This window comes from Microbacterium sp. M1A1_1b (assembly GCF_053345565.1).
In genome coordinates this window covers 345879-367436 of record NZ_JBKFAJ010000003.1, presented here as the reverse complement: position 1 = coordinate 367436, position 21558 = coordinate 345879, and the positions used below count along the sequence as shown (strand labels likewise).

At 69.7% G+C, this 21558-nt stretch carries 23 protein-coding genes, 1 tRNA gene and 1 pseudogene; 10 read left to right on the top strand and 15 right to left on the bottom strand.

The window, feature by feature from the left end; translation table 11 throughout:
- Positions 1-23: 23 nt before the first annotated feature.
- Positions 24-1331 (bottom strand): glycosyltransferase, encoded by a 1308-nt coding sequence (locus ACLBWP_RS10340; protein WP_447655107.1) that lies wholly within the window; start codon positions 1329-1331, stop codon positions 24-26.
- 217 nt (positions 1332-1548) lie between these two features.
- Here ACLBWP_RS10340 and ACLBWP_RS10335 point away from each other — a divergent pair, with 217 nt between their 5' ends.
- A complete protein-coding gene (locus ACLBWP_RS10335; RefSeq protein WP_447655106.1) occupies positions 1549-2601 on the top strand; it encodes a BLUF domain-containing protein in 1053 nt (350 codons plus the stop codon).
- A 278-nt stretch (positions 2602-2879) separates the two neighbouring features.
- Here ACLBWP_RS10335 and ACLBWP_RS10330 read toward each other — a convergent pair whose 3' ends face one another.
- The 3 genes from ACLBWP_RS10330 to ACLBWP_RS10320 are packed head-to-tail and all read right to left on the bottom strand — an operon-like array spanning position 2880 to position 5241.
- Positions 2880-3818 (bottom strand): ABC transporter substrate-binding protein, encoded by a 939-nt coding sequence (locus ACLBWP_RS10330; RefSeq protein ID WP_447655105.1) that lies wholly within the window; start codon positions 3816-3818, stop codon positions 2880-2882.
- Positions 3818-4597, bottom strand: a complete 780-nt coding sequence (locus tag ACLBWP_RS10325) for an ABC transporter permease (RefSeq protein ID WP_447655104.1) — start codon at positions 4595-4597, stop codon at positions 3818-3820. The genes ACLBWP_RS10330 and ACLBWP_RS10325 overlap by 1 nt, the downstream gene beginning before the upstream one ends.
- A gap of 2 nt (positions 4598-4599) precedes the next feature.
- Positions 4600-5241, bottom strand: a complete 642-nt coding sequence (locus ACLBWP_RS10320; protein WP_308221916.1) for an ABC transporter permease — start codon at positions 5239-5241, stop codon at positions 4600-4602.
- 271 nt (positions 5242-5512) lie between these two features.
- Here ACLBWP_RS10320 and ACLBWP_RS10315 point away from each other — a divergent pair, with 271 nt between their 5' ends.
- From ACLBWP_RS10315 to ACLBWP_RS10295, 5 genes and pseudogenes are all read left to right on the top strand, one after another.
- Positions 5513-6100: a TetR/AcrR family transcriptional regulator gene (locus ACLBWP_RS10315; protein WP_243564156.1), complete on the top strand. Its 588-nt coding sequence runs from the start codon at positions 5513-5515 to the stop codon at positions 6098-6100.
- 70 nt (positions 6101-6170) lie between these two features.
- Positions 6171-7046: pseudogene (locus tag ACLBWP_RS10310) on the top strand (amidase); the annotation flags it as partial.
- On the top strand, positions 7045-7578 hold the full coding sequence (locus ACLBWP_RS10305) for an amidase family protein (protein ID WP_447655103.1): 534 nt from the start codon (positions 7045-7047) through the stop codon (positions 7576-7578). The pseudogene ACLBWP_RS10310 and the gene ACLBWP_RS10305, both read left to right, overlap by 2 nt.
- A gap of 719 nt (positions 7579-8297) precedes the next feature.
- On the top strand, positions 8298-8861 hold the full coding sequence (locus ACLBWP_RS10300) for a matrixin family metalloprotease (protein WP_243564154.1): 564 nt from the start codon (positions 8298-8300) through the stop codon (positions 8859-8861).
- A gap of 12 nt (positions 8862-8873) precedes the next feature.
- Positions 8874-9431, top strand: a complete 558-nt coding sequence (locus ACLBWP_RS10295) for a hypothetical protein (protein WP_447655102.1) — start codon at positions 8874-8876, stop codon at positions 9429-9431.
- A gap of 602 nt (positions 9432-10033) precedes the next feature.
- Here ACLBWP_RS10295 and ACLBWP_RS10290 read toward each other — a convergent pair.
- The 4 genes from ACLBWP_RS10290 to ACLBWP_RS10275 form a co-directional block, all read right to left on the bottom strand.
- A complete protein-coding gene (locus tag ACLBWP_RS10290) occupies positions 10034-10921 on the bottom strand; it encodes a G1 family glutamic endopeptidase (protein WP_447655101.1) in 888 nt (295 codons plus the stop codon).
- Between the two features lie 437 nt (positions 10922-11358).
- Positions 11359-11769 carry a hypothetical protein gene (locus tag ACLBWP_RS10285; RefSeq protein ID WP_447655099.1) on the bottom strand — a complete coding sequence of 137 codons (411 nt, stop codon included), beginning with the start codon at positions 11767-11769 and terminating at the stop codon, positions 11359-11361.
- Between the two features lie 40 nt (positions 11770-11809).
- Positions 11810-12082 (bottom strand): hypothetical protein, encoded by a 273-nt coding sequence (locus ACLBWP_RS10280; RefSeq protein ID WP_447655098.1) that lies wholly within the window; start codon positions 12080-12082, stop codon positions 11810-11812.
- 49 nt (positions 12083-12131) lie between these two features.
- Positions 12132-12203 (bottom strand) — tRNA-Gln (locus tag ACLBWP_RS10275).
- 78 nt (positions 12204-12281) lie between these two features.
- Between ACLBWP_RS10275 and ACLBWP_RS10270 the strand changes: the two genes are divergently transcribed.
- Both ACLBWP_RS10270 and ACLBWP_RS10265 read left to right on the top strand, forming a co-directional pair.
- Positions 12282-12776, top strand: a complete 495-nt coding sequence (locus ACLBWP_RS10270) for a MarR family winged helix-turn-helix transcriptional regulator (protein WP_447655097.1) — start codon at positions 12282-12284, stop codon at positions 12774-12776.
- A 66-nt stretch (positions 12777-12842) separates the two neighbouring features.
- The gene (locus ACLBWP_RS10265) at positions 12843-13301 is read left to right on the top strand and encodes a VOC family protein (RefSeq protein ID WP_447655096.1); all 459 of its coding nucleotides are present in this window, start codon (positions 12843-12845) and stop codon (positions 13299-13301) included.
- On the opposite strand, the gene ACLBWP_RS10260 is transcribed toward ACLBWP_RS10265, so the two are convergent.
- The 7 genes from ACLBWP_RS10260 to ACLBWP_RS10230 form a co-directional block, all read right to left on the bottom strand.
- A complete protein-coding gene (locus ACLBWP_RS10260; protein ID WP_447655095.1) occupies positions 13298-15178 on the bottom strand; it encodes an ABC-F family ATP-binding cassette domain-containing protein in 1881 nt (626 codons plus the stop codon). The two genes, ACLBWP_RS10265 and ACLBWP_RS10260, sit on opposite strands and share 4 nt — an antisense overlap.
- A 216-nt stretch (positions 15179-15394) precedes the next feature.
- On the bottom strand, positions 15395-16132 hold the full coding sequence (locus ACLBWP_RS10255) for a hypothetical protein (RefSeq protein WP_447655094.1): 738 nt from the start codon (positions 16130-16132) through the stop codon (positions 15395-15397).
- Positions 16133-16142: 10 nt separating this feature from the next.
- A complete protein-coding gene (locus ACLBWP_RS10250) occupies positions 16143-16541 on the bottom strand; it encodes a PLDc N-terminal domain-containing protein (RefSeq protein WP_447655093.1) in 399 nt (132 codons plus the stop codon).
- A gap of 45 nt (positions 16542-16586) precedes the next feature.
- Positions 16587-17030, bottom strand: coding sequence for a molybdenum cofactor biosynthesis protein MoaE (locus ACLBWP_RS10245; RefSeq protein WP_447655092.1), 444 nt, complete (start codon positions 17028-17030; stop codon positions 16587-16589).
- Positions 17027-17539, bottom strand: coding sequence for a molybdopterin-binding protein (locus ACLBWP_RS10240; protein ID WP_243564144.1), 513 nt, complete (start codon positions 17537-17539; stop codon positions 17027-17029). Before ACLBWP_RS10240 ends, ACLBWP_RS10245 begins: the two co-directional genes overlap by 4 nt.
- The gene (gene moaC / locus ACLBWP_RS10235) at positions 17536-18063 is read right to left on the bottom strand and encodes a cyclic pyranopterin monophosphate synthase MoaC (protein WP_447655091.1); all 528 of its coding nucleotides are present in this window, start codon (positions 18061-18063) and stop codon (positions 17536-17538) included. Before moaC ends, ACLBWP_RS10240 begins: the two co-directional genes overlap by 4 nt.
- A complete protein-coding gene (locus ACLBWP_RS10230; protein WP_447655090.1) occupies positions 18060-19301 on the bottom strand; it encodes a molybdopterin molybdotransferase MoeA in 1242 nt (413 codons plus the stop codon). The genes moaC and ACLBWP_RS10230 overlap by 4 nt, the downstream gene beginning before the upstream one ends.
- Before the next feature lie 96 nt (positions 19302-19397).
- Between ACLBWP_RS10230 and ACLBWP_RS10225 the strand changes: the two genes are divergently transcribed.
- The gene (locus ACLBWP_RS10225; protein WP_447655089.1) at positions 19398-20312 is read left to right on the top strand and encodes an MTAP family purine nucleoside phosphorylase; all 915 of its coding nucleotides are present in this window, start codon (positions 19398-19400) and stop codon (positions 20310-20312) included.
- Positions 20309-21379 (top strand): NAD-dependent epimerase/dehydratase family protein, encoded by a 1071-nt coding sequence (locus ACLBWP_RS10220; RefSeq protein WP_447655088.1) that lies wholly within the window; start codon positions 20309-20311, stop codon positions 21377-21379. The genes ACLBWP_RS10225 and ACLBWP_RS10220 overlap by 4 nt, the downstream gene beginning before the upstream one ends.
- Positions 21380-21558 lie beyond the last annotated feature (179 nt).

Below are 21558 nucleotides of genomic sequence, written 5' to 3'. Positions count from 1 at the left end.
CGACCGGACCCGACCAGGACGCGTCACGGCAGGGAAGCCCCGAGTGCGGCCGCGATCACGTCGACCGGGTCGGGCAGGGCGTCGATCACCCCCGCGAGCTGCCTGCTCCGGTCGGCGAACGACGCCGTCGTGAGCACTGCGCGCACCGCGCGACCCACCGCATCCGGTCGGGGTGTGCCGGTTCGCAGGTCGATCCCGCACCCGGCCCACGCGACCCTCGCTGCGACCTCCGGCTTGTCCTCCGTGGACCCGGCGACCACCAGGGGCACCCCGTGCGCCAGGGCTCGTTGCACGCCACCGAAGCCGCCGTTGGTCAGGACCACGGCGCACAGCGGCAGCAGCCGGTCGTACGGCAGGTACGTCGCCACCCGGGCGTTCCCGGGCAGTGGCTCGCCGAGTGCCCGTTCCACGTCCCCGATCGGGCGCCCGCCGGTCGACGCGACGACCAGGACGTCCTCGGCGGCCAGTGCGCGCAGCGTCGGCGCGAGGAGTCGGCCGAGGTCGACGTTGTCGATGGTGCCCTGCGTGACGTGCACGACCGGGCGCCCGTCGTACAGGTCCTGCCACCAGTCCGGCAGCGCCTCGGCATCCCGCGGGTCCCCCGCCGTGCGCAGTGGCCCGACGAAGTGCACGGAGTCCGGCAGCTCTCGGCGCGGGTACTCCAGGTCGGGGACGCTCAGCTGGTAGAGCGCGTCGAAGGCGCGGTAGGCGAAGTCGAACGTGTCGGTCTGCGACGGCGGGGCGCCGACCTCGGCCAGGGCAGCGTCGACGGCCTTCCGGAGCGGGCGGGTCAGCCCGGGACGGAGCGCGGCGGTGAGCGCCCGGTTCCGCAGGCGGCCGGCAACGCCGCGGGCGGGCGCGAGCGCTGCGCCGAACGGTGCGGTGTCGACACTGCCCAGCGTGACCGGCGTCGTCGCGACCCCGAGGACCGGCAGGCGCTCGGCACGTGGACGCGCCAGGTACGGTGCCAGCCCGGTGAAGGCGGCCTCGCCGAGCACGGCGTCGAACCCACCGTGCTCCAGCAGCGCCGTCAGTGCGCGGTACTGCCCGGGGATGACGCGGACGAACAGCGCCAGCATCCCTTCGCGGATGGTCGCGATGCCCGTCGTCCGCCCGGCGGCGCCGAGGAGCTCGCCGAGGTGGGCGTCGTCGAAGTCGACCTCCGCCGGAAGCGCCACGTGTCCGAGGCCGGCGTCCACGACCATGCCGCGGTACTTCGCCCCGGTGAGCACGGTGACCGTGTGTCCGCGGGCGACGAGACCCCGACCGATGCCGACGAGCGGTCCCAGGTGTCCGGCGATCGGCGGGGCGCAGAGCAGCGAGGAGGGCACGGTGGTGTGCTCCGTTCCGGAGGTCGTTGGTGGGTGACGCGCGCCGGTGAGCGTCGAGTGGAGGATCGCCTCGGGCGGTCGATGGGGTCATTGTCCACCCGCGACACCAACGATCGGTGCCGTCGTCGCCGGCCCGCTGTGGGGGTTGTGGGGACTGCGGTGGAACGCTTCACTCGGAGACAGGCCCGATCCGCCAGACAGAGGGAGACCAGGACAGATGCGTTCGATCGTCTACACCAGCACGCAGACCCGGCCGATCACGGACGCCGAACTCGCACAGATCCTGGCGGTCGGTCGCGAGAAGAACACCGCGCTCGGCGTGACCGGGATCCTCGCGCACAAGGACGCCAACTGCATCGGGATCCTCGAGGGCGACGACGCGGTGGTGGGTGCCCGGTTCGAGCAGGTCAGCATCGACCCACGCCACACGCACGTCCGGGTGCTCCTGGACGAGCCGATCGCCCGACGGTCGTTCCCGGACTGGTCGATGGCGTTCCAGCCGTTGGACCCGCTGATGCAGCACGTCCCGGGCTTCAGCGACCTGTTCGCGCCGAACCAGCCGACCGACCCCACCTTCGGGCTCACCCGCGCACGGGCGCTGCTGGGGTGGTTCCGGAACCACCCGCTCGCGCCGCTCATGAGCGGGCCGTCGGACGACGACGCCGTCCCGCGGACACGGGCGGTCAACGGCTCGATCAGCGCACTGCACGACGGCGGCGTGTCCCGGTTCACCCTGGAGGCCGCTGCGGCACACGCGGGGATGACCGCTGCCGAGATGGACGAGGTGTTCCCGTCGGACCGTGCGCTGCTGGCAGCGACGGTCGAGCGGTGGACCCAGACGATCTCGACTCCGCTGCTCCCCCTGATCGAGCAGCAGGGAACCGTCGCGTTCCTCCACGCGCTGCTCGCCGCCCACGCGGAGGAGCCCGTACTGGTCGCGTTGCTCGCCACCAGTCTGGCCTCCGCGGCCGACCCGACCGTCGAGGCCGCCGACTACTTCCGGTCCGTGTACCGCCGGTTCCGCGAGACGATCCGCACCGGCCTCGCCGAGGACGTGCAGGCCGGACGCGAGCCGACCACCATGGACCCGGTCCGGGGAGCGCAGCAGCTCCTGGCGCTGTACGACGGTCTCCGCCTGCAGTCCCTGCTGACCGCCGACACGGACGTCGTCGACGCGTTCGACCGCGCGGCGACGCGCATGCGTCGCGGTTGGGCCGAGCAGTACGAGCAGCCGTCGTACTGGGACATCCCCGTCGCCCGGGTCGACTGAGGCTCTGGTCGACCGGACGAGACCGTCCGTGACCGGAGCGCTCCGTGGGGCTCCCTGCGCCGACGGCTCGGCACCGTCGTCGCTCAGAGGTAGCGACCCGGAGTCCGAAGACGTGACGAAGAAGACCCCGATCAGCAGGAGCGCTCGACCCGCGGCTCGACGTCGTGCGCACGCCAGACGACGGAACGGCGACCAACGGTCGCTGACGTGACCGGGTGACGGACAGGAGGCGCGGTGCCAGCTGGCACCGCGCCTCCTGTCCGGTACGGACTGCTGGACTACTTCAGCAGGCCTTCCTTGGTCAGCCAGTCCTTGGCCGCCGTCGAGGCCTGGGCCTTCTCGCTGCCCTCGACACGGTTGCGCAGCGTGATGAGGTCGTCCGTCGTCAGCTTCGCCGAGATCTTGTTCAGCGTCGAGGCGAGCTTGGCGCTGTAGATCTTCTTGTTCAGGAACGGCAGGACGTTCTGCGCCGCGATCAGGTTCTCCGGGTCCTTGAGCACCTGCAGCTTCTCGGTCACCAGGTCGGGCGACGTCGTGTAGATGTCAGCGACCTGCACCGTGTTGTCCACGAGTGCCTTGACCGTGTCGGGCCCGCCGTAGTCCTCGATCGACTTGAACGTCACCTTGTCGACGCCGTAGGTCGACTTGAGGCCGGGGATGCCGTAGGGCAGCGTGCCGAACTGCGGGTTGGCGCCGAGCGTGAACGGCTCGATCTTCGACAGGTCGGAGATCGAGGTCAGCCCCTTCTCCTTCGCCATCTCCTGCGTCACGACGTACGCGTCCTTGTCCTGGGCCGGGGACGGCTCGAGCACCTGGAAGTTGCTCGGGATCTCGGTCTTCAGGGCGGCGTCGACGTCCGAGGTCGTCTTCGCACTGGCCTTGGTGTCGTAGAAGAACAGCAGGTTGCCGTTGTACTCCGGCATCAGGTTGATCGACCCGTCCTTGAGCGCGGGGATCGTGGTCTGACGCGGGCCCAGGTTGAACTTGGTCGTCACGTCGAAGCCGGCGTCCTTGAGCGCCAGGGCGTACATGTTGCCCAGGATCTCGCTCTCCGGGAAGTTGAACGAACCGACCACGATCGGCGTCTTCCCCGAGCCGGAGCTGTCGTCGGACGATGCGCCCGTGGGGTCAGCGCTGGAACACCCGGAGAGCGCCACGATCGCTCCGATCGCGACCGCCCCCGCCAGGATGCGTGTTCTGGTGCCTGCTGTGAACATCAGTGGTCCCTTTCGTCGACGGTGGATACCGTCACCGCGCGACGCCGGGATGGCAGCGCACGGACGTGTGTACGACGGCGGCGGGTCTGCCCGTGCAGGCCGCGTCGGGTGAGGTGCTGCACGAGCGCGAAGAGCCCGTCGATCACCAGGGCGAGCGCCGTCACGAGCAGCGCACCACCGAGGATGAGGTTGTTGTCGTTCAGGCTGATGCCGGTCGAGATGATCGCGCCCAGGCCGCCCAGCGAGACGTACGACGCGATCACGACCGTCGCGATGACCTGCAGGACGGACGCGCGGATCCCACCGATGATGAGCGGCAACGACAGCGGGACCTCGACCTTGAGCAGGATCTGCAGCTCGGTCATCCCGACCGAACGGGCGGCGTCCACCGTCTGCGGGTCCACCGACTCCACGCCCGCGTACGCCCCGGCCAGGATCGACGGGATCGCCAGCACGACGAACGCGATGATCGACGCGATGAACGCCGTCTGCGTGAACGGCACGGTGTACCCGATGATGACGAAGAGCGTGCCGAGCAGACCGAGCGTCGGCAGTGCGCGCATCGATCCGCTGAAGCCGATCACGAAGCCGCGTCCGCGTCCGGTGTGCCCGATGTACAGGCCCAGCGGCAACGCGATCACGGCGGCGATAGCCACGGAGATGAACGTGTACAGCAGGTGCTCGAGGAGTCGGTCCTGGATCGGGAGCGGTGTCTGCAGTCCGGCGCGGTAGTTCGCGGGGTCGAAGAGCCAGGCGAGGGCACTGAGGAAGAACTGCACCGTCAGGCCCCCTGCTCGATCGTCGCCAGCACTGCGCGTCGACGCGTCCGACGGGTCGTCCGGCGCGACCACGGCATCAGGACGCGCCCGAGCAGCACCAGGATCGCGTCGAAGACCAGCGCGATGACCAGGCTCGCGACGACGCCGACCAGGATCTCCTCGAGGAACTGCCGCTGACGCCCGTCGGTGAACAGGAAGCCGATGTTCGCGGAGCCGACGAGCGCACCGACCGACACCAGTGCGACGGTGCTGGCGGACACCACGCGCATCCCGGCAAGCAGGACGGGACCCGCCAGCGGGAGCTCGACCGTCCAGAACCGCTGCCAGGCCGAGTAGCCGACCGAGGTCGCCGAGTCGATCGTGTCAGCGGGAACGGCGCCGAACGCGTCGGATGCCAGTTTCACCATCAGGGCGACCGCGTAGACGGTGAGCCCGACGACGACGTTCACGGGGTCCGTGATGCGGGTGCCGAGCAGGTACGGCAGGATCACGAACAGCGGCAGGGACGGGATCGTGTAGAGCAGACTGCCGCCGCCGACGATGATCGAACGGATCACCTGGAACCGGTTCGCCACCCAGCCCAGCGGTACGGCCACGACGAACCCGAGGACGATCGGCACGGCCGCCAGCGCCGTGTGCGTCACGGTGAGGCCCCAGATGAGCCCGAAGTTCGTGGTGATCCAGTTCAGGTCTGCATCCCAATCCTCGTCGGACAGCCGGCGGATGGGACCTGAGGGTCCCGCAGGGCTGCTGCGTTCGTCTGAGAATAGCCGGACCGCGCGGTTCTGACCGCGCAAGAGCCGGGACGCGCCATCGCGAGCCGTCCCGGACGCCCGCGGCATGCGGTGACTGCTGCGGGACCGTCGGGCTCGACACTTGTAGACGACTGGTCTAATAGCTTGCTATGGTCGTTCCATGCCCACGACGGAGACCGACACCCGGCAGCACATCCTCGACACCGCACAGCGACTGATGGCCGGCAAGGGCTACACCGCTGTCGGTCTCACCGAGGTGCTGTCGGAAGCCGATGTCCCGAAGGGGTCGTTCTACTACTACTTCTCGTCGAAGGAGGCCTTCGGAGCAGCACTCATGCAGAGCTACTTCGCCGACTACCTCGCCACGATGGACCGCATCGCGAGCGACACCACCAAGACGGGGGCCGAGCAGCTGCAGGAGTACTGGCAGCGGTTCTACGACCTGCAGTCGTTCGACGACTGCCAGGGGAAGTGCCTGGTGGTGAAGCTCGCCGCCGAGGTATCGGACCTGTCCGAGCCCATGCGACTCCAGCTGGTCAGCGGCACGGACGGCATCATCCACCACCTCGAGCGGATGATCGCGACCGGCGGGCGGGACGGCTCAGTCCCCGTCGACGACGACCCGCGAACGCTCGCTCAAGAGCTCTACGACGCATGGCTCGGTGCCAGCGTCATGGCAAAGGTCCAACGCACCACGGCATCACTGCAGCGAGCCTTCGACCTCACCAGGTCACGCCTGCACATCTGACCCACCGGGCCCCGGCCCGGTGTTCTTTCCACAACTACTAGACGACTGGTCTAATACTTAGGAGTTCATCATGACCGACGACATCTTCTTCCTCGACGCGAGCGAACTGGCCGCGCGCATCAGGTCCGGCGAACTGACCTCGGTGCAGGTCGTGCAGGCGCACCTCGACCGCATCGCGGCCGTCGACTCGAAGATCAACGCGATCGTCACCGTCAACGAGAACGCGCTCGCAGAGGCACAGGCCGCCGACGACGCTCTCGCCGCCGGCCAACAGGTCGGCCCGCTGCGCGGGGTGCCGTTCACCGTGAAGGACTCCATCGACACCGCAGGCGTGCTGACCCAGCGCGGCTCCCCGATCTTCCGCGGGCGCACCCCCGATGCCGACGCGGTCAGTGTCGCCCGGATGAAGCGCGCCGGCGGGATCCTCCTCGCCAAGACGAACCTGCCGGAGTTCTCGTACTCCACCGAGAGCAACAACCTGCTCTCCGGACGCACCAACAACCCGTGGAACCTCGACCGCACCTCCGGAGGCTCCAGCGGCGGCGAGTCCGCCGCGATCGCAGCCGGCCTCAGCCCGATCGGCCTCGGCACCGACCTGGCGATCTCGGTCCGCGGCCCCGCGTCCCACACCGGCATCGCCGCGATCAAACCCACCCACGGCCGCATCCCGATGACGGGCGTCTGGCCGCGGGTCCCCCGCCGTGACTGGCACGTCGGCCCCATGGCGCGCACCATCCGCGACCTCGAGCTCGGGTACTCGATCATGCGCGGCCCCGACGGCCAGGACGGGTTCGCCATCACGCCGAACTCCGTCGACACCGGCAAGCGCGACGCCACTCCCGAACAGCTGCGCGTCGCGTGGTTCACCGACTCGGGCCTCGGGCCCGTCGACCCCCAGGTCGCGGCCACCGTTCGCCAGGCGGCGGAAGCGCTCCGGGGCGCCGGTGTCCACGTCGAGGAGATCGACATCCCCACGCTGCACCGCGACAACCCGCTCGCCCTGTTCAACAAGCAGCACGTCATGGAGCTCAAGCCGGCGATGGCCGAGGCGACAGCGGGCCACGAGGACGAGCGCTTCACGATGTCGACGACCATGCTCGCGACCCCCCGACACGTCCGTCGAGGACTACGTCGCGGCCGAGCAGGGCTTCGAACGAATCCGCGACGCCTACGCCCAGGTGTTCACGGAGTTCGACGCCGTGCTCTTGCCCGTGCTGCCCATCCCGGCGCACGAACACGACGCGACGGAGTTCGTCATCGACGGGCAGACCGTCGACGCCACCCACATCCAGACCTTCACGGTGCAGTTCAACATCACCGGCATGCCCGCCCTGTCGATGCGCTTCGGCACCAGCTCCGACGGCCTGCCCATCGGCGTCCAGATCGCGGGGCCGTGGCACGCCGAGTCGACCGTGTTCGCCGTCGCGTCGCTGCTCGAGTCGATCAGCCCCGTCCGCGACCAGCACCCCGAGATCTAGGAGGGCCAGGTCACGCACGTCGTCATCATCGGCATCACGGACGGGGTCGGGTCGATCCTGGCGACGGAACGTCCGGCACGGCGACACCGTCAGCGATGGTCCGGACAGGAGGCGCGGTGTCAGCTGACACCGCGCCTCCTGTCCGGAGCACCAGCGGGAGGAACGCTGACAGCCGGCGTCACGGGGTCGTGGAGTCCAGGGCCAACCGTCAGACGGCAAGCGTGCTGAAGAGGTTCACGACGTTGCCGTCGGGGGGCGCTCACACCGGCCGCGACAGGTCGAGGGCGGCGAAGTCGCCATCGACGTCAGCGACCTCGAACTCGATGAACACCGATGTCGGCCTCAGCTTCCTCCGCAACCACCCTCGTGCACGAGTCGCAACCGGCTCACGAGGCACCTTCGACTGTTCGAGCAGGCGTACCGCCCCGTCCCCGGACGTCAACCAGAACTGGTCCCGAGGAGAGCCCGCCCCCAACCCGCGGCGCCGGGATTCACCGTCGGAGAGCGCTTCACGGCGGCTCATAGCCTCGAGTACGGGCGACGAGCACACCCGAACACGATTCGAAAACGGCCAGGTCGCGAATCGGTCACGGACCCAGTCCCGGGGTAGACCCATCGGTCTTTCCTGTGTGAGCATTCATCAACGCGGCGCGGGGCGTCCTGGGGCGACGAAGCCCAACAGCACCTCGTGACTGCGCTCTCACGGACAAGGGGAATCCATGAATCAGACATCCGAGACGGCAGCAACGAAGCGCCGTCGACTGGGAACCATCACCGCAACGGCAGTCGCAGTGGCAGCAGCACTCATCGCCATCCCGAACGTCGCGCACGCCTACGCCTACGAAGGGCCCAAATGGCCCAGCGGGAACCTCCGCATCTACATGAACACCACATCCGGCAACTACCGGACCGCCATCAACCAGGCGTCCGCGAACTACACATCCGCGACCGACGTGAACCTCACCAACACCACCGCTGGCGGTCCCACGTTCTCAGCAGCAGACGTCAACAACGGCGCCGACGGCTACGAAGGCTTCACCAACTGGTTCTCCCCGAACGGCCGCACCGAATCTGCGCACGCCATCCTCAACCGGTACTACCTCGCCGGGAAGCCCACCGCTCAACTCAAGGTCGTCTGGCTGCACGAACTCGGCCACGGGCTCGGCCTCGCCCACGTCGGCCCCCTCGCCCGCGTGATGCACGACCCAGCCTCCGGCGCATATGGAGCAGGGGTGCGGAACCTCACCTCCGACGAAGTCGCCGGCATCAACAACAAGTACTAGGGGGACGAAACCATGAAGACAACAAGCATCATCGCCATCGCCTCAGCCGGACTCCTCACAATCGGGCTCGCCGGATGCGCAGACGCATCCGGTTCATCCGGATCCCGGGTCAAGCTCTACGACTCCGTGCCCACCCTCGCCGGCGACAGCAGCATCGTCATCAGCGGCACCGTCGAAAGCCAGAAGACCGCCAACGACATCCCCAACGGCGGCGACTTCACCCTCTCCACCGTCGAGGTCGCAGCTACCGCGAAGTCGGACGCCGCACACCCAGCAGGTTCATCCGTCGTCGTCCGTCAGCACGGAAGCCAGAAGACGCCCGGCCCCGGAGCGCTGCTCGAGACAGGGAAGACATACCTGCTTTACCTCACCCCGTCCGGGCTCGACGGACAGTTGGCGAGCCAGTTCTACATCACCGGCGGGACCGCAGGTGTGTACGAGACACAGCAGAACGCCGGCGCACGCTCCACCGGCAACGTCACCGAAGACACCGAGTTCACAAAGGCGCCCAGCGACGAAGGAGACACACTCCCCACCGAGCTCACCCTCGCCGATGCACTGAACGGCTGACACGGCACATCGACTCAGAAGGCCGGCGGAGAACACTCCGCCGGCCTTCTGCACGCCCGCGGCGCTCCCACAGCCCCTGCCACCCAAACGTAGCGAATGACATGTTGTCGCTGCCGACCTGGTGCGTTTGCCCGCGAAAGGCAATACGGTGGACCGTATGAATGGGACACGAGGATTCGCCATCGTGGCAGCAGCAGGCTTCGCCCTTCTGGCGTTGTCGGGGTGCTCCGTCGAAGGGTGCAGCACCTCGGCGCAAGCGCCTCCACACGTGCTCATCAACCCACCCGCATCCTTTCCGGGACATCCGCATTCAGTTGTCCACGCCTGCGTCGATTCCCGATGCACCGATGTCGCAGCCGGTCATGTCGGGTCCCTAGGCGTTCCCGATGGCAGGTCCGCTAACGTCGCGGTCTCGGTCGATTCCGGTGGCACTAAATGGTCGAGCAGCGAGGTCTCAGTGTCGATGAAGGAGTTGGGCAAAAGCCCTAGCGCTTGCGGTACTTCCCCGAGCAACATCGCGGGCGCCCTGACCATCAATGCCGACGGCAAGGCGAAAGACGCGCCGGCGCAAGCACGCTAGCCTGGCCGGCGCGTCTTCGTGACTAGCAGCGGTCTTGCACGCCCTGGTCGGTGACGGGCATCGAGAAACTCCCGGTGGAGCTCATCGTTCCGGGGTTGATCAGCGTCTTCCCGTTGCATCCGGTCATGACGTACTTGTACAGCCCAGATGTCGGCGTGTTCGTGGAGCCGGGGGTGAACCCGACAGATGTTGACCCCACGAACCCGGAACCGCCGATGTTCGTGAACGTCTCCGTCGCCGTCGTCGCCAGAGGCATGAGCGTCCCAGACCAGCTTGGACGCTCTCTGATCCACTCCGCCTGGTAGTCGCGGGTGGACCCGGTGAGCTTCTGCGACAGGGCCGCGCACTGACTGTTGACGCACACCGTGAAGTACGCGGTGTTGGCCTTCGGGTCGTACTCGACATCGACCAGGTACTTCACGTCCGCGTAGTTCAACGTCGGGAGGCTCTTGATCACGACAGTGGTCTCCTGCGGGTACAGCTCGTACCAGGGCACAACCCCGTCGGCGGTCTTGTCTCGGTACACCATGCTGCCCGCCTGGATGAGGGTGTCACCGGAGTAGGAGCCGGATCCGATGCCGGGCCAGTCACTTTCGTTGATCTGGTTCTCCGACGTTCCGTTCGTTGCCTCGGCGGGGACGGTCCACTGCATACCGGTGCCCGCGATTCCCGTCGCGCCGCCGCTCGGGTGGTCCATCATCCACCCTGACCAGTTGTTCGATTGGATGCTCGAGTTCGCACCCTGTCCGACTTGACCCGCCGTCGGGGTGGCGACCTTCGCCGGGCCCATCGAGGCGTCCAGCACTTTGCAAGTCACCTTGCTTACCCAGGTGGGTTTGAGAGCGGCGATTTTCTGCAGCGTCGGGTCGTTTGCTGCATCGGGGTGTTCGGCGAGAATGTTCGTCGGCACGAGAGCTCGTGCGCCGTAGTTCGTGAGTGATTGAGCGTTTGGAACAAGTGTGTTAGTTCCCACCGGGCAGGAATCCGCGGCGGCCGCGACGTGCGATGCGACGAACGGCGCTGCTGTTGCAGGAGCGGCTGACAATGTCGCAGTCACCAGGATTCCGGCTACCGCGAAAGCGACTGAAACCCATCGACCACGTGAAACTGAATGTATTTTCAAGGATTCCCCCCTTAGGAATGGTTCGAGTATTGCCCGACCGAGGCAATAGCGCATGTCGGCGTTGTAGCGGACACGGAAAAGGTTGTTGCGTACCCCGATGTTTCCCACATTTATGTCTGAGGGAATTACCAGCAATGCGGCTCCGCGGCTATGTCATGGCACCCGGGAACGACAAAGGCCGGCGGACACAACTCCGCCGGCCTTCACAAGCCCCTCCCGTACGCCTACGCCGCCTGCCCCGCCGCCTTCTCACGTGCGTCGAGGTCGACCGCGTTCGTGGACGCGACCCGGAGGAACTCCGGCGGGATGACGCACTCCACCGGGATGACACGACCGGACAGGTCCGAGTACATCCACACCGACCCGCGGAGCACCTTCCGAGTGCGGGCGTCACGAAGCGCCTTCATCGAGTTGTAGTTCGGCGCCGCGTACTCATCGTTGCCGTACGCGGCCATCGTCGCCGACGCAGTCACCCGCGCTATCCGTTCCGGAGTCGGCTCGATACCGAACAGCTCCATCGCAGCCAGTGCTTCCTTCTCGTCAATGATGGGGCCGACGAACCCGCGGCTGATGTAGCCGGCAAGTCCCGCCTTCGCGGCACCAGAGATGTCCTGCGAGAACAGGGTCGGGAGCACACGCTGTGAACGGGCGAGACGGCCGAGCACGCGTCGCCTGTCAGCCGCCGCGGTCTGGTTCCGGCGGCTCCGGACGAACATCCACCGTCCGAACCTCTCCGTCGGACGTCAGCAGCACCGGAGCGGCACCGTGAGGAAGACCCTCGCCACGGAACACCGGCAACGCATCCGACGAGCACTCGTTCAGCAGCTCCGCGAACCACTGCTGGTACTCCAGATCCGACGATCGTCCACGACCATCCAACGTCGACTCAAGCGCCACAGCAATCGCCTCCGCCATCATCGGTTCGCTCGGGTCATGTGGGAACGGCATCGACCAGTCCTCCGACCCGACGTAGATGCAGAGGCGGAACGGCCGCGCGCTCCGCCTCCAGGATTCGAACCCGGACCTAACGGCACCAAAGGCCGTCGTGCTGCCATTACACCAAGGCGGAACACCCACGAATGGGCCCGTCCATCCTCCCATGACCGGAGCGGTGGCCGTGCGCCGCGGTTCCGGCCATGATGGACGGATGCCGCCAGAGGACGAAGTCGACCGGATCGTGGCGGCATGGGGTCGGCAGCGCGACGACCTGGACTTCGCACCGCTGCAGGTCCTGTCGCGAGTGGACCGGTTGGCGCGGCACCTCGACCGTGCACGGCGGGCGGCGTTCGACGCGAGCGGCACCGAGCCGTGGGAGTTCGACGTGCTGTCGGCACTGCGGCGTGCAGGCGAGCCGTTCGAGCTCAGCCCGAAGACCCTGCTGCAGCAGACCCTGGTGTCGAGCGGCACGATGACGAACCGGGTCGACCGGCTGACGGCACGGGGACTGGTCGCGCGGCGCACGGATCCGAAGGACGGACGCGGCATCCTGGTCTCGTTGACCGAGGCGGGGCGGACTTCGGTGGACTCGGCGATCGCGGACCTGCTGCGGGCGGAGCGGGACATCCTGGCCGGGGTGTCCGCCGACGAGCAGGACCAGCTGGCCGGGCTGTTGCGACGCCTGATCCTGGGCCTCGGCGACTGACCAGGCAGCGAAGGAACGCGCGGCCGGCCGCGAACGGCGGACAGCGGCCCGAGTAGCCTGCGCCGCATGCACGCCATCACCCTCGCCGTCGCCGATGTCGCACGATCGGCCGAGTTCTACCGCGCCCTGCTCGGCATCGAGGGCAGCGGCGTCATCGGTACCGAGTACCCCGCAACGGAGACGACCGCGGGCGGCACGACGGCGATGTTCACGCTCGACGACGGGCTGATCGTCAGCGTGTACGGGCACCAGGACATGGCGAAGGACTCCGGCGTCGCGCTGGCGACCGCCCCGAGCAGCACGATCGGGCACTTCGTCAGGTCGCAGCAGCAGGTGGACGAGTTCCTCGACCGGGCACGAGCCGCGGGCGCAAGGATGCTCCAAGCGCCGTACACACGGCCGTGGGGCATGTACTCCGGGTTCTTCCAGGACCCGGACGGCCACCTGTGGGAGGTCGTCGCGAACCCAGGCGGCGGCGACCCGGCAAACGCGAGCCCCGAAGCGAGCCCCGCGACGACGGACTAGACCCCGAGCTGCTCCGCGACCTCGAGCCAGCGCTCCTCGAGCTGCTCGATCTCGGCCTCGAGCGCGCCGAGCTTCGTCTGCAGCTCCCCCAGCCCGGCGTAGTCGGACTGGTCGTGGGATGCGAAGGCGTCGAGCATCTTCTTCCGCTCGTCGCCGACGCGGGCGATCTTGCGGTCGAGCGCCGACATCTCCTTCTCGGCGACACGGCGTTCCGCGCCAGAAAGCCCAGACGTGCCGGATGACCCGGACGCGCCGGACGCACCCGCGGCCGTGGACCCGGCCACGGCACCGGCCGAGCCGGTCCCGCCAGCGGTGTCGGGCCTCCCGGCCGTGGCGGCGGCAGCCGCTGAGGCGGTCGATCCCCCGGTGCCGGCCGCACGCAGCCGCATGTACTCGTCGACCCCGCCCGGCAGGTGCCGCAGGTGCCCGCCGAGCACGGCGTACTGCTGGTCCGTGACGCGCTCGAGCAGGTACCGGTCGTGCGACACCACCAGCAGCGTGCCCGGCCAGGTGTCGAGCAGGTCCTCCATCGCCGCGAGCATGTCGGTGTCCAGGTCGTTCGTCGGCTCGTCGAGGATCAGCAGGTTCGGCTCGTCGAGCAGGATGAGCATGAGCTGCAGTCGGCGCTTCTGCCCACCACTCAGGTCCTTGACCGGCGTCGAGAGCTGCTCGGCGGTGAAGCCCAGGCGCTCGAGCAGCTGCGACGGCGTCATCTCCTTGCCGTCGGCGACGTAGCTGGTCTTCTTGCGGGCGACGACCTCACGCACCCGGTCGTTCGCGTACTGCGCCAGGTCGGCGAGCTGCTGGTCGAGGACCGCGACCTGCACGGTCTTGCCGGTCTTCACGCGGCCGCTGGTCGGCTGCAGGCGCCCCGCGATGAGCGCCAGCAGCGTGGACTTGCCCGCGCCGTTCGGCCCGAGGATGCCGGTGCGCTCGCCTGGGGCGATCCGCCACTCGATGCTGCGGATGGTCGGCCCATCGGCGCCCGGGTACGTGACCCCGACGTCGAGCAGGTCGACCACGTCCTTGCCCAGGCGGGCGGTGGCGGTCTTGGCCAAGGCCACGGTGTCGCGGATCGGGGGGACGTCGTCGATCAGCGCGTTCGCCGCCTCGATGCGGAACTTCGGCTTGGTCGATCGGGCGGGGGCGCCGCGGCGCAGCCACGCGAGCTCCTTGCGCGCCAGGTTCTGTCGGCGCTGCTCGCTCGAGGCTGCCTGCCGGTCGCGCTCGACGCGCTGCAGGATGTAGGCCGCGTAGCCGCCCTCGAAGGGCTCGACGATGCCGTCGTGCACCTCCCACGTGTCGGTCGACACCGCGTCCAGGAACCACCGGTCGTGCGTCACGACCACGAGCCCACCCTGGTTCGCCGGCCAGCGACGGTTGACGTGCTCGGCCAGCCACTGGATGCCCTCGACGTCCAGGTGGTTGGTCGGCTCGTCCAGGAACAGCACGTCCCAGTCGCCGACCAGCAGCCGCGCGAGCGTCACCCGCCGCCGCTGCCCGCCGGACAGGTCGTCGACGAGCTCGTCCCACGGGATGTCGGACACGAGTCCGCCGATCACGTCGCGGATCTTCGGGTCGCCGGCCCACTCGTGCTCTTCGCGGTCACCGACGACGACCGCGCCGACCGTCTGACCGGCGGGCAGGGCGTCGCGCTGATCGAGGACGCCGACGGTCACCCCGCGGCGGTGCGTGACGCGGCCCGTGTCGGGTTCCAGGCGCTTGGCCAGCAGGCTGAGCAGCGTCGACTTGCCGTCGCCGTTCCGGCCGACGACGCCGATGCGGTCACCTTCGTCGATGCCGATGGTGACGCTGTCGAAGACGGTGCGGGTGGGGAACTCGAGATGCAGGTTCTCGGCGCCGAGGAGATGTGCCACCCGTCCAGGGTAGGTGGCGCGCGGGGGTGCGTGGTGCGCGTGTGCGGTGCGGACTCGGAACGACAGACCCGATGTCGTACGACGTCCGTGTTGTCGTTCCGGCGGCAACGCGGCGGCGCGGCGAACTCGGAACGACAGATCCGAAGTCGTACGACGTCCGTGTTGTCGTTCCGGCAGCAGGAGAACCCACCTGCCAGGTCGGACGGGAGGCCCGGCTCAGCCCCGGTACGTCGGCTCGGTCGCCGGGTGCGCGGCGATGAAGGCTCGCCAGCGCGACCGCTGCAGGGTCGCGACGACGAGCAATGCTGCCCACAACACGGCGAGGACGCTGTACAGCGATCCGTTCCAGGCACCCCACCCGTTCGCGGCCTGTCCGATCGAGAGCGGCAGCCACCCGCCGAACAGCCAGAGGGTCCACTGCGTCTGCTCCAGTCGCGCGACGGCCAGCCGTCGCAGGGTCCAGCGGTGCTCGGGATCGACCGGGGCCCGGCCGCGGATCGTGCGTTCGACCGCGCGGCGTTCGGCACGGAGCAGCACCGTCGTGGGCTCGCGGAACGAGAACAGCGGCTGGTGCCGGCGGACGCGCAGCACCACACCGGTGACCCAGACAGTGATCGCGATGCCGAGCCCTGCGAGCGCGATGACCTCGCGCAGCGATGACGATGAGGCTGTGGACGTGTCGGAGGCGTCTTCGCCGGGGAACGAGCCGATCACCCAGCCGAGGGCGACCCCGAGGACCACGATCGCCAGCACGATGACCACCCACCGTCGACGGCGCCGACGGTCGGGCCGTGGACGGGGCCGGTCGTCGGCGAGCAGTCCGTCGAGTCGGCGGTCCATCTCGGCCCAGCGGTCGTCGGACTCCTCGCCCCGGAGCTCGCGCCACAGGTCGACCGCGTCGCGCTGGTCGTCCGTGTCGCGCTGGTCGCGCTTGCCGTCGGCGTCGGTCGTCACGATCGACGGGTCAGGTTGCCGAGGCGGAGTCGGACTCGCCAGCGGCTTCCTTGGCGCGCTTGAGCCGGGCCTTCGCCTCCCAGAACTCGATCTCGCGGTCGAGTTCGGCGAGCTCTTGCTCGGTGGTCGTCACGCGGCGGTCCCCGTGCGCCGCTCGAGCGTGGCCGAGGGTGGGGTGGTGGTCCTCGTGGCGGTTGGGCTCGATGTACCGGCCGTGGTTGCGTGGGCGCGGAGCCCAGTCGTGGCCGATGGCGAACCACACGACGCTGCCGACGACGGGGACCAGCACCACCAGGATCACCCAGGCGATCTTCGGCAGCCCACGGATCTGGTCGTCCGTCTTGGTCAGGATGTCGATCAGGGCGAAGACCAGCAGGACGACGGTGATCCCGGGCAGCAGCACGCTCATGCTCCGGATCCTATGGTTCTGCTCGGAGTCCGCGCTACGCCCGCGTCAGAGGGACGCCACCCATTCGTCGGAGCCGTCGGTGAACCGCTGGTGCTTCCAGATCGGGGTGCGCTCCTTGACCAGGTCGATCAGCGCGGCACACGCGGCGAACGCCTGTGCCCGGTGCGGCGACGACACCGCGGCAGCGAGCGCGACGTCCCCGACGACCAGGTCACCCACGCGGTGCAGCACGGCGATGCGCACGCCGGGGTGCTCGTCGGCGATCGACCGGGCGACCTCGGCGATGACCTGTCCGGCGCTGGGGTGTCGCTCGTACCCGAGTGCGGTGACGCCCTTGCCACCGTCGTGGTCGCGCACGACACCGGCGAACGTGACGACGGCGCCGTCCTGGTCCGAGGCGACCACGTCGGACACCTGCTCGACGGTGATCGGTACGTCGACCACGTCGGCGAGCGCCACCCGGTCGGCAGCGGGCACCGCGGCGGTCACGCGTGGCTCCGGCGGGCGTGGCCCTCGCCGTGGACCTGGGCGAGCACGTGGTCGAGCAGCCCGTCGAGCACGGCCAGACCGTCGGCGACACCGCCACGGGACCCGGGCAGCGTGACGACGAACGCCCCGGTCGAGGCGATGCCCGCCACACCGCGGCTGAGCAGCGCGGTCGGTCCGGCACCGGCGAGCCCGCGACGGCGGACCTCTTCGAGCACGCCGGGCAGTTCGAGGTCGAGCAGCGGGGCGACGGCCTCGGGCGTGCGGTCGGTCGGGGTGACCCCGGTGCCGCCGGTGGTGATCACGACGCGGGCACCGGCGAGCAGTTCGGCGGTGACGGTCTCGGCGATCGGGCCGCCGTCCGGAACGATGACGGGCTCGTCGACCGTGAAGTCGTGTCCGCGGAGCCACCCGGCGATCGTCGGGCCCGTGGTGTCGAGCGATGCGTCGATGGCGGCCGAGGTGGAGACGACGAGCACCACCCCACGGCCCCTGGTCGGCTGCGAGGTCATCGTGCGCTCCAGTCCCCGGACCGCCCGCCGTGCTTCTCGAGCACCCGGACGTCCGTGATCGTGGCCGTGCGGTCGACGGCCTTCACCATGTCGTACACGGTCAGGGCGCCGACGCTCGCACCGGTCAGCGCCTCCATCTCGACCCCGGTGCGCGACGTGGTCTTCACCGTCACCTGCACCACGACCCGGTCGTCCGCGCCGGCGATGTCGACCTGCACGCCGGCGATCGGCAGCGGGTGGCAGAGCGGCACCAGGTCCGAGGTCTTCTTGACCGCCATGATCGCGGCGATGCGCGCGGTGCCGATCACCTCGCCCTTGGGCAGGGATCCGTCGAGGATGCGCGCGACGACGTCCGGCCGGGTGATCAGGGTGGCGGTGGCGGTGGCCGACCGGGCGGTGACGTCCTTGTCGGAGACGTCGACCATGTGCGCGCTGCCGTCGGCGCGGACGTGGGAGAGCTCGGCTTTCGGCTGCTCGGCCCGCGGCTGCTCGGTCGTCGACGGGTCGGTGGGGGCGTCGGTCATCGCAGGCTCCAGACGGTCAGGGGATCGCCGGGGGCGACGGCGGCGGTGCCGACGGGCACGTGCACCAGGTGCGTGGCGTCGGCGTAGTGGGCGAGCAGGTGCGAGGACGGACCGCCGACGAAGTGCACGCGGCCGTCGACCACGCGACCGCGGCGGACCTGGTGCTTGCCGACGGGTGACTCGGCAGCGCGCGCGGCGGGCAGCACCTGGACAGGCCGCGACTCGGCCATGCCGGCGGCGCGGGCGAGGACGGGGCGCAGGAACACCTCGAACGAGACGAGCGCCGAGACGGGGTTGCCCGGGAACGCGACGACGGGGACCTGGCGCCCGGCGAGCTGCACGGTGCCGAGCGCCTGCGGGCCGCCGGGCTGCATGGCGACGGGGGTGACGACGAGCCCGCGGGGTTCGAGGGCCTGTCGCACGACCTCGTACGCGCCGGCGCTGATGCCGCCCGTGGTCAGCACCAGGTCGGCCCAGTCCCCCACCGCGTGTTCGAGCGCGGCCGTGAAGCGGGCTTCGTCGTCGGGGACACGGACCGTGCGGGACTCGGCACCGACCTCGGCCAGGGCCGCCCGCAGTGCCACACCGTTCGCGTCGTTGATGCCCGCGCCACCGCTGGCGTCATCCCCGGCGCCGTCGAGCTCCGACCCCGTCGACACGACCAGTACCCGCGGCCGCCGGACGAGGTCGACCTGCGTGACACCGGCCGCCGCCAACGCCCCGAGCACCGCCGGGGTCAGGAGCGCTCCGGCCGGCACGACGACGGCATCGGCTGCCAGGTCGGACCCGGTCGTCCGCACGAAGGTGCCCACGGTGAGGTCGTCCGGCACGGTCACCGTCGGCAGCGACAACGCCGCGGGGAACGCCCCGGGCGCCGTTGCCTCGACCGGGAACACCGCATCGGCGCCGACGGGGATGCGCGCTCCGGTCATGATGGGTGCCGCCGTGCCGGGCTGCAGGTCCGACGGCACCGTGCCGGCCGGGATCGGGTCGACGACGCGCAGCGTCGCGCCCGCGTCCGCAGCCCGCACCGCGAAGCCGTCCATCTGACTGTTGTCGAACGGGGGCAGCGGGATCGGCGACCGTACGGCACGCCCGAGCACGCGGTACCCGTGCCCCGCACCGGTGTCGGCAGCGAGGTCGTCGACGCGCTGCGCCTGCAGGTCGTCATCAGCCCCGGGCAGCGCGGGCGCGACCAGCGCGCGGACCGCGTCGCCGTGCTGACCGATCGTTCGCAAGGGGGCCTCCGAATGCCTTGTCCGTGCAGCGCCTGGACACCGCACCTCAGTAGCGTATCCAGCGCGCCGAGCGCACCCCGACGATCTGGAGGACCTGTGGACAACGACCGACCGGGCAACGACCGAACCGACGCCGGAACCGTGACGATCGGGGTGATCGGGGGCTCCGGCCTCTACGAGCTCTTCGCCCCCGGCACCGCCGACGAGATCGACGTCCCCACGCCGTTCGGAGCGACCTCGTCCCCGATCACGGTCGGCACGATGGCAGGCAAGCGCGTCGCGTTCCTGACCCGCCACGGCCGCGAGCACTCGGTCGCACCGCACCGCATCAACCACCGCGCGAACCTGTGGGCGCTCCGCTCCGTCGGGGTGCGCGCGATCGTGTCCTCGAGCGCCGTCGGCGGACTGCACCCCGACTACGCACCCGGCACCTTCGTGGTGACCGACCAGCTGATCGACCGCACGTGGGGCCGCGCGGACACGTTCTTCGAGGACGCCGTGCAGCACCTGTCCTTCGCGGACCCGTTCGACCCCGTGCTCCGGCGGGCTGCGGTCGAGGCCGTCGCCGCGCTGGACGTGCCGTTCCGCCCGACGGGCACGTGCGTGGTGATCCAGGGCCCGCGGTTCTCGACCCGCGCGGAGTCGGTCTGGCTGCGACAGGCCGGCGGGCACACGATCAACATGACGATGACGCCCGAGGTGCCCCTGGCAGCCGAGCTCGGCATCGGCACGGTGAACCTGTCGTTCGTGACCGACGCCGACGCGGGCCTGGCCCCGACCGAGGACGAGGCCGCCGCCAGCACCGAGGAACCCGTCACGCACGGCATGGTGATGGAGCGTCTGGCGCGGGCCAACCAGGTCATCGTCCGCGCGATCGGGTCGATCGTCGCGGCGATCCCGGACGACTTCACCCCGCGCGAGCTGGTCCCCGCCGCGGCGAGCGCCACGATCATGCAGTCGAACTCGCCGAACAGCACGCAGCAGACCGCGCAGCACGGCACGCGAGCATGAGCCGCCTGCTCGTCACCGGCGGCGCGGGCTTCATCGGCTCCGCCATCGTCCGCCGCGCGATCGCCGACGGGCACGAGGTCCGCGTCCTCGACTCCCTGCGCGCCGACGTGCACGGCGACCCGACGGCGGTGCTGCACGAGCTGGAGCGCACGGGCATCGAGGTCGTGCACGGCGACGTCCGCGACCGCATCGCGCTCGAGGCCGCGCTCGACGGCATCGAGGTCGTCTGCCACCAGGCCGCCAAGGTCGGTCTCGGCGTGGACTTCCAGGACGCCCCCGACTACGTCTCGACGAACGACGCCGGCACCGCGCACGTGCTGGCTGCGATGGACAGCGCGGGCATCGGGCGGCTCGTCGTCGCGAGCTCGATGGTCGTCTACGGCGAGGGCGCCTACGCCACCGCCGACGGCACCCCGATGCGACCCCCGGCGCGACGCCGCGAGGACCTGGACGCCGGCCGCTTCGACCCGATCGGTCCCGACGGGCAGCCGCTCGTCCCCGGGCTGATCGACGAGTCCGCCGCGCTCGACCCCCGCAACGTGTACGCGCAGACCAAGGTCGCGCAGGAGCACCTGGCGTCGTCGTGGGCCCGTGCGACCGGTGGCCGCGCCGTCGCGCTCCGGTACCACAACGTGTACGGCCCGGGCATGCCCGCGAACACGCCCTACGCGGGCGTCGCGTCGCTGTTCCGCTCGGCGATCGCCCGCGGCGAGGCCCCCCGCGTGTTCGAGGACGGACGGCAGCGCCGTGACTTCGTGCACGTGGACGACGTCGCCGGCGCGAACCTCGCCTCGATCGGTGCGACGGCAACAATGTCCGACGACTCGTTCCGGGCATTCAACGTCGGCTCGGGCACGGTGCACACGATCGGGGACATGGCCGCGGCGATCGCCGGCACCGCCGGGTTGCAGCCCGTCGTCACCGGTGAGTACCGGCTCGGCGACGTCCGCCACGTGACGGCGTCGTCGGCGCGGATCGCCGACGAGCTGGGCTGGCGTGCCGAGGTCGACTTCGAGCGCGGCATGCGCGAGTTCGCGGACGCGCCGCTGCGCGCGGCGGTGCGCTGAGCGCTCGGTCCGGACCACGACCGGACTGGAGGCCCGTGGCGGCGCCGCCACGGGCCTCCAGTCCGGTGTCGGCTGGCCCCCGTTCGGGGCGAATCTGAACGGAAACCGGTCAGGGGGTACGAGCTCCCTGTGCATCACCGGCAGCACTCCGGTTGCCTGGTGTGCATGGCAACGCCCTC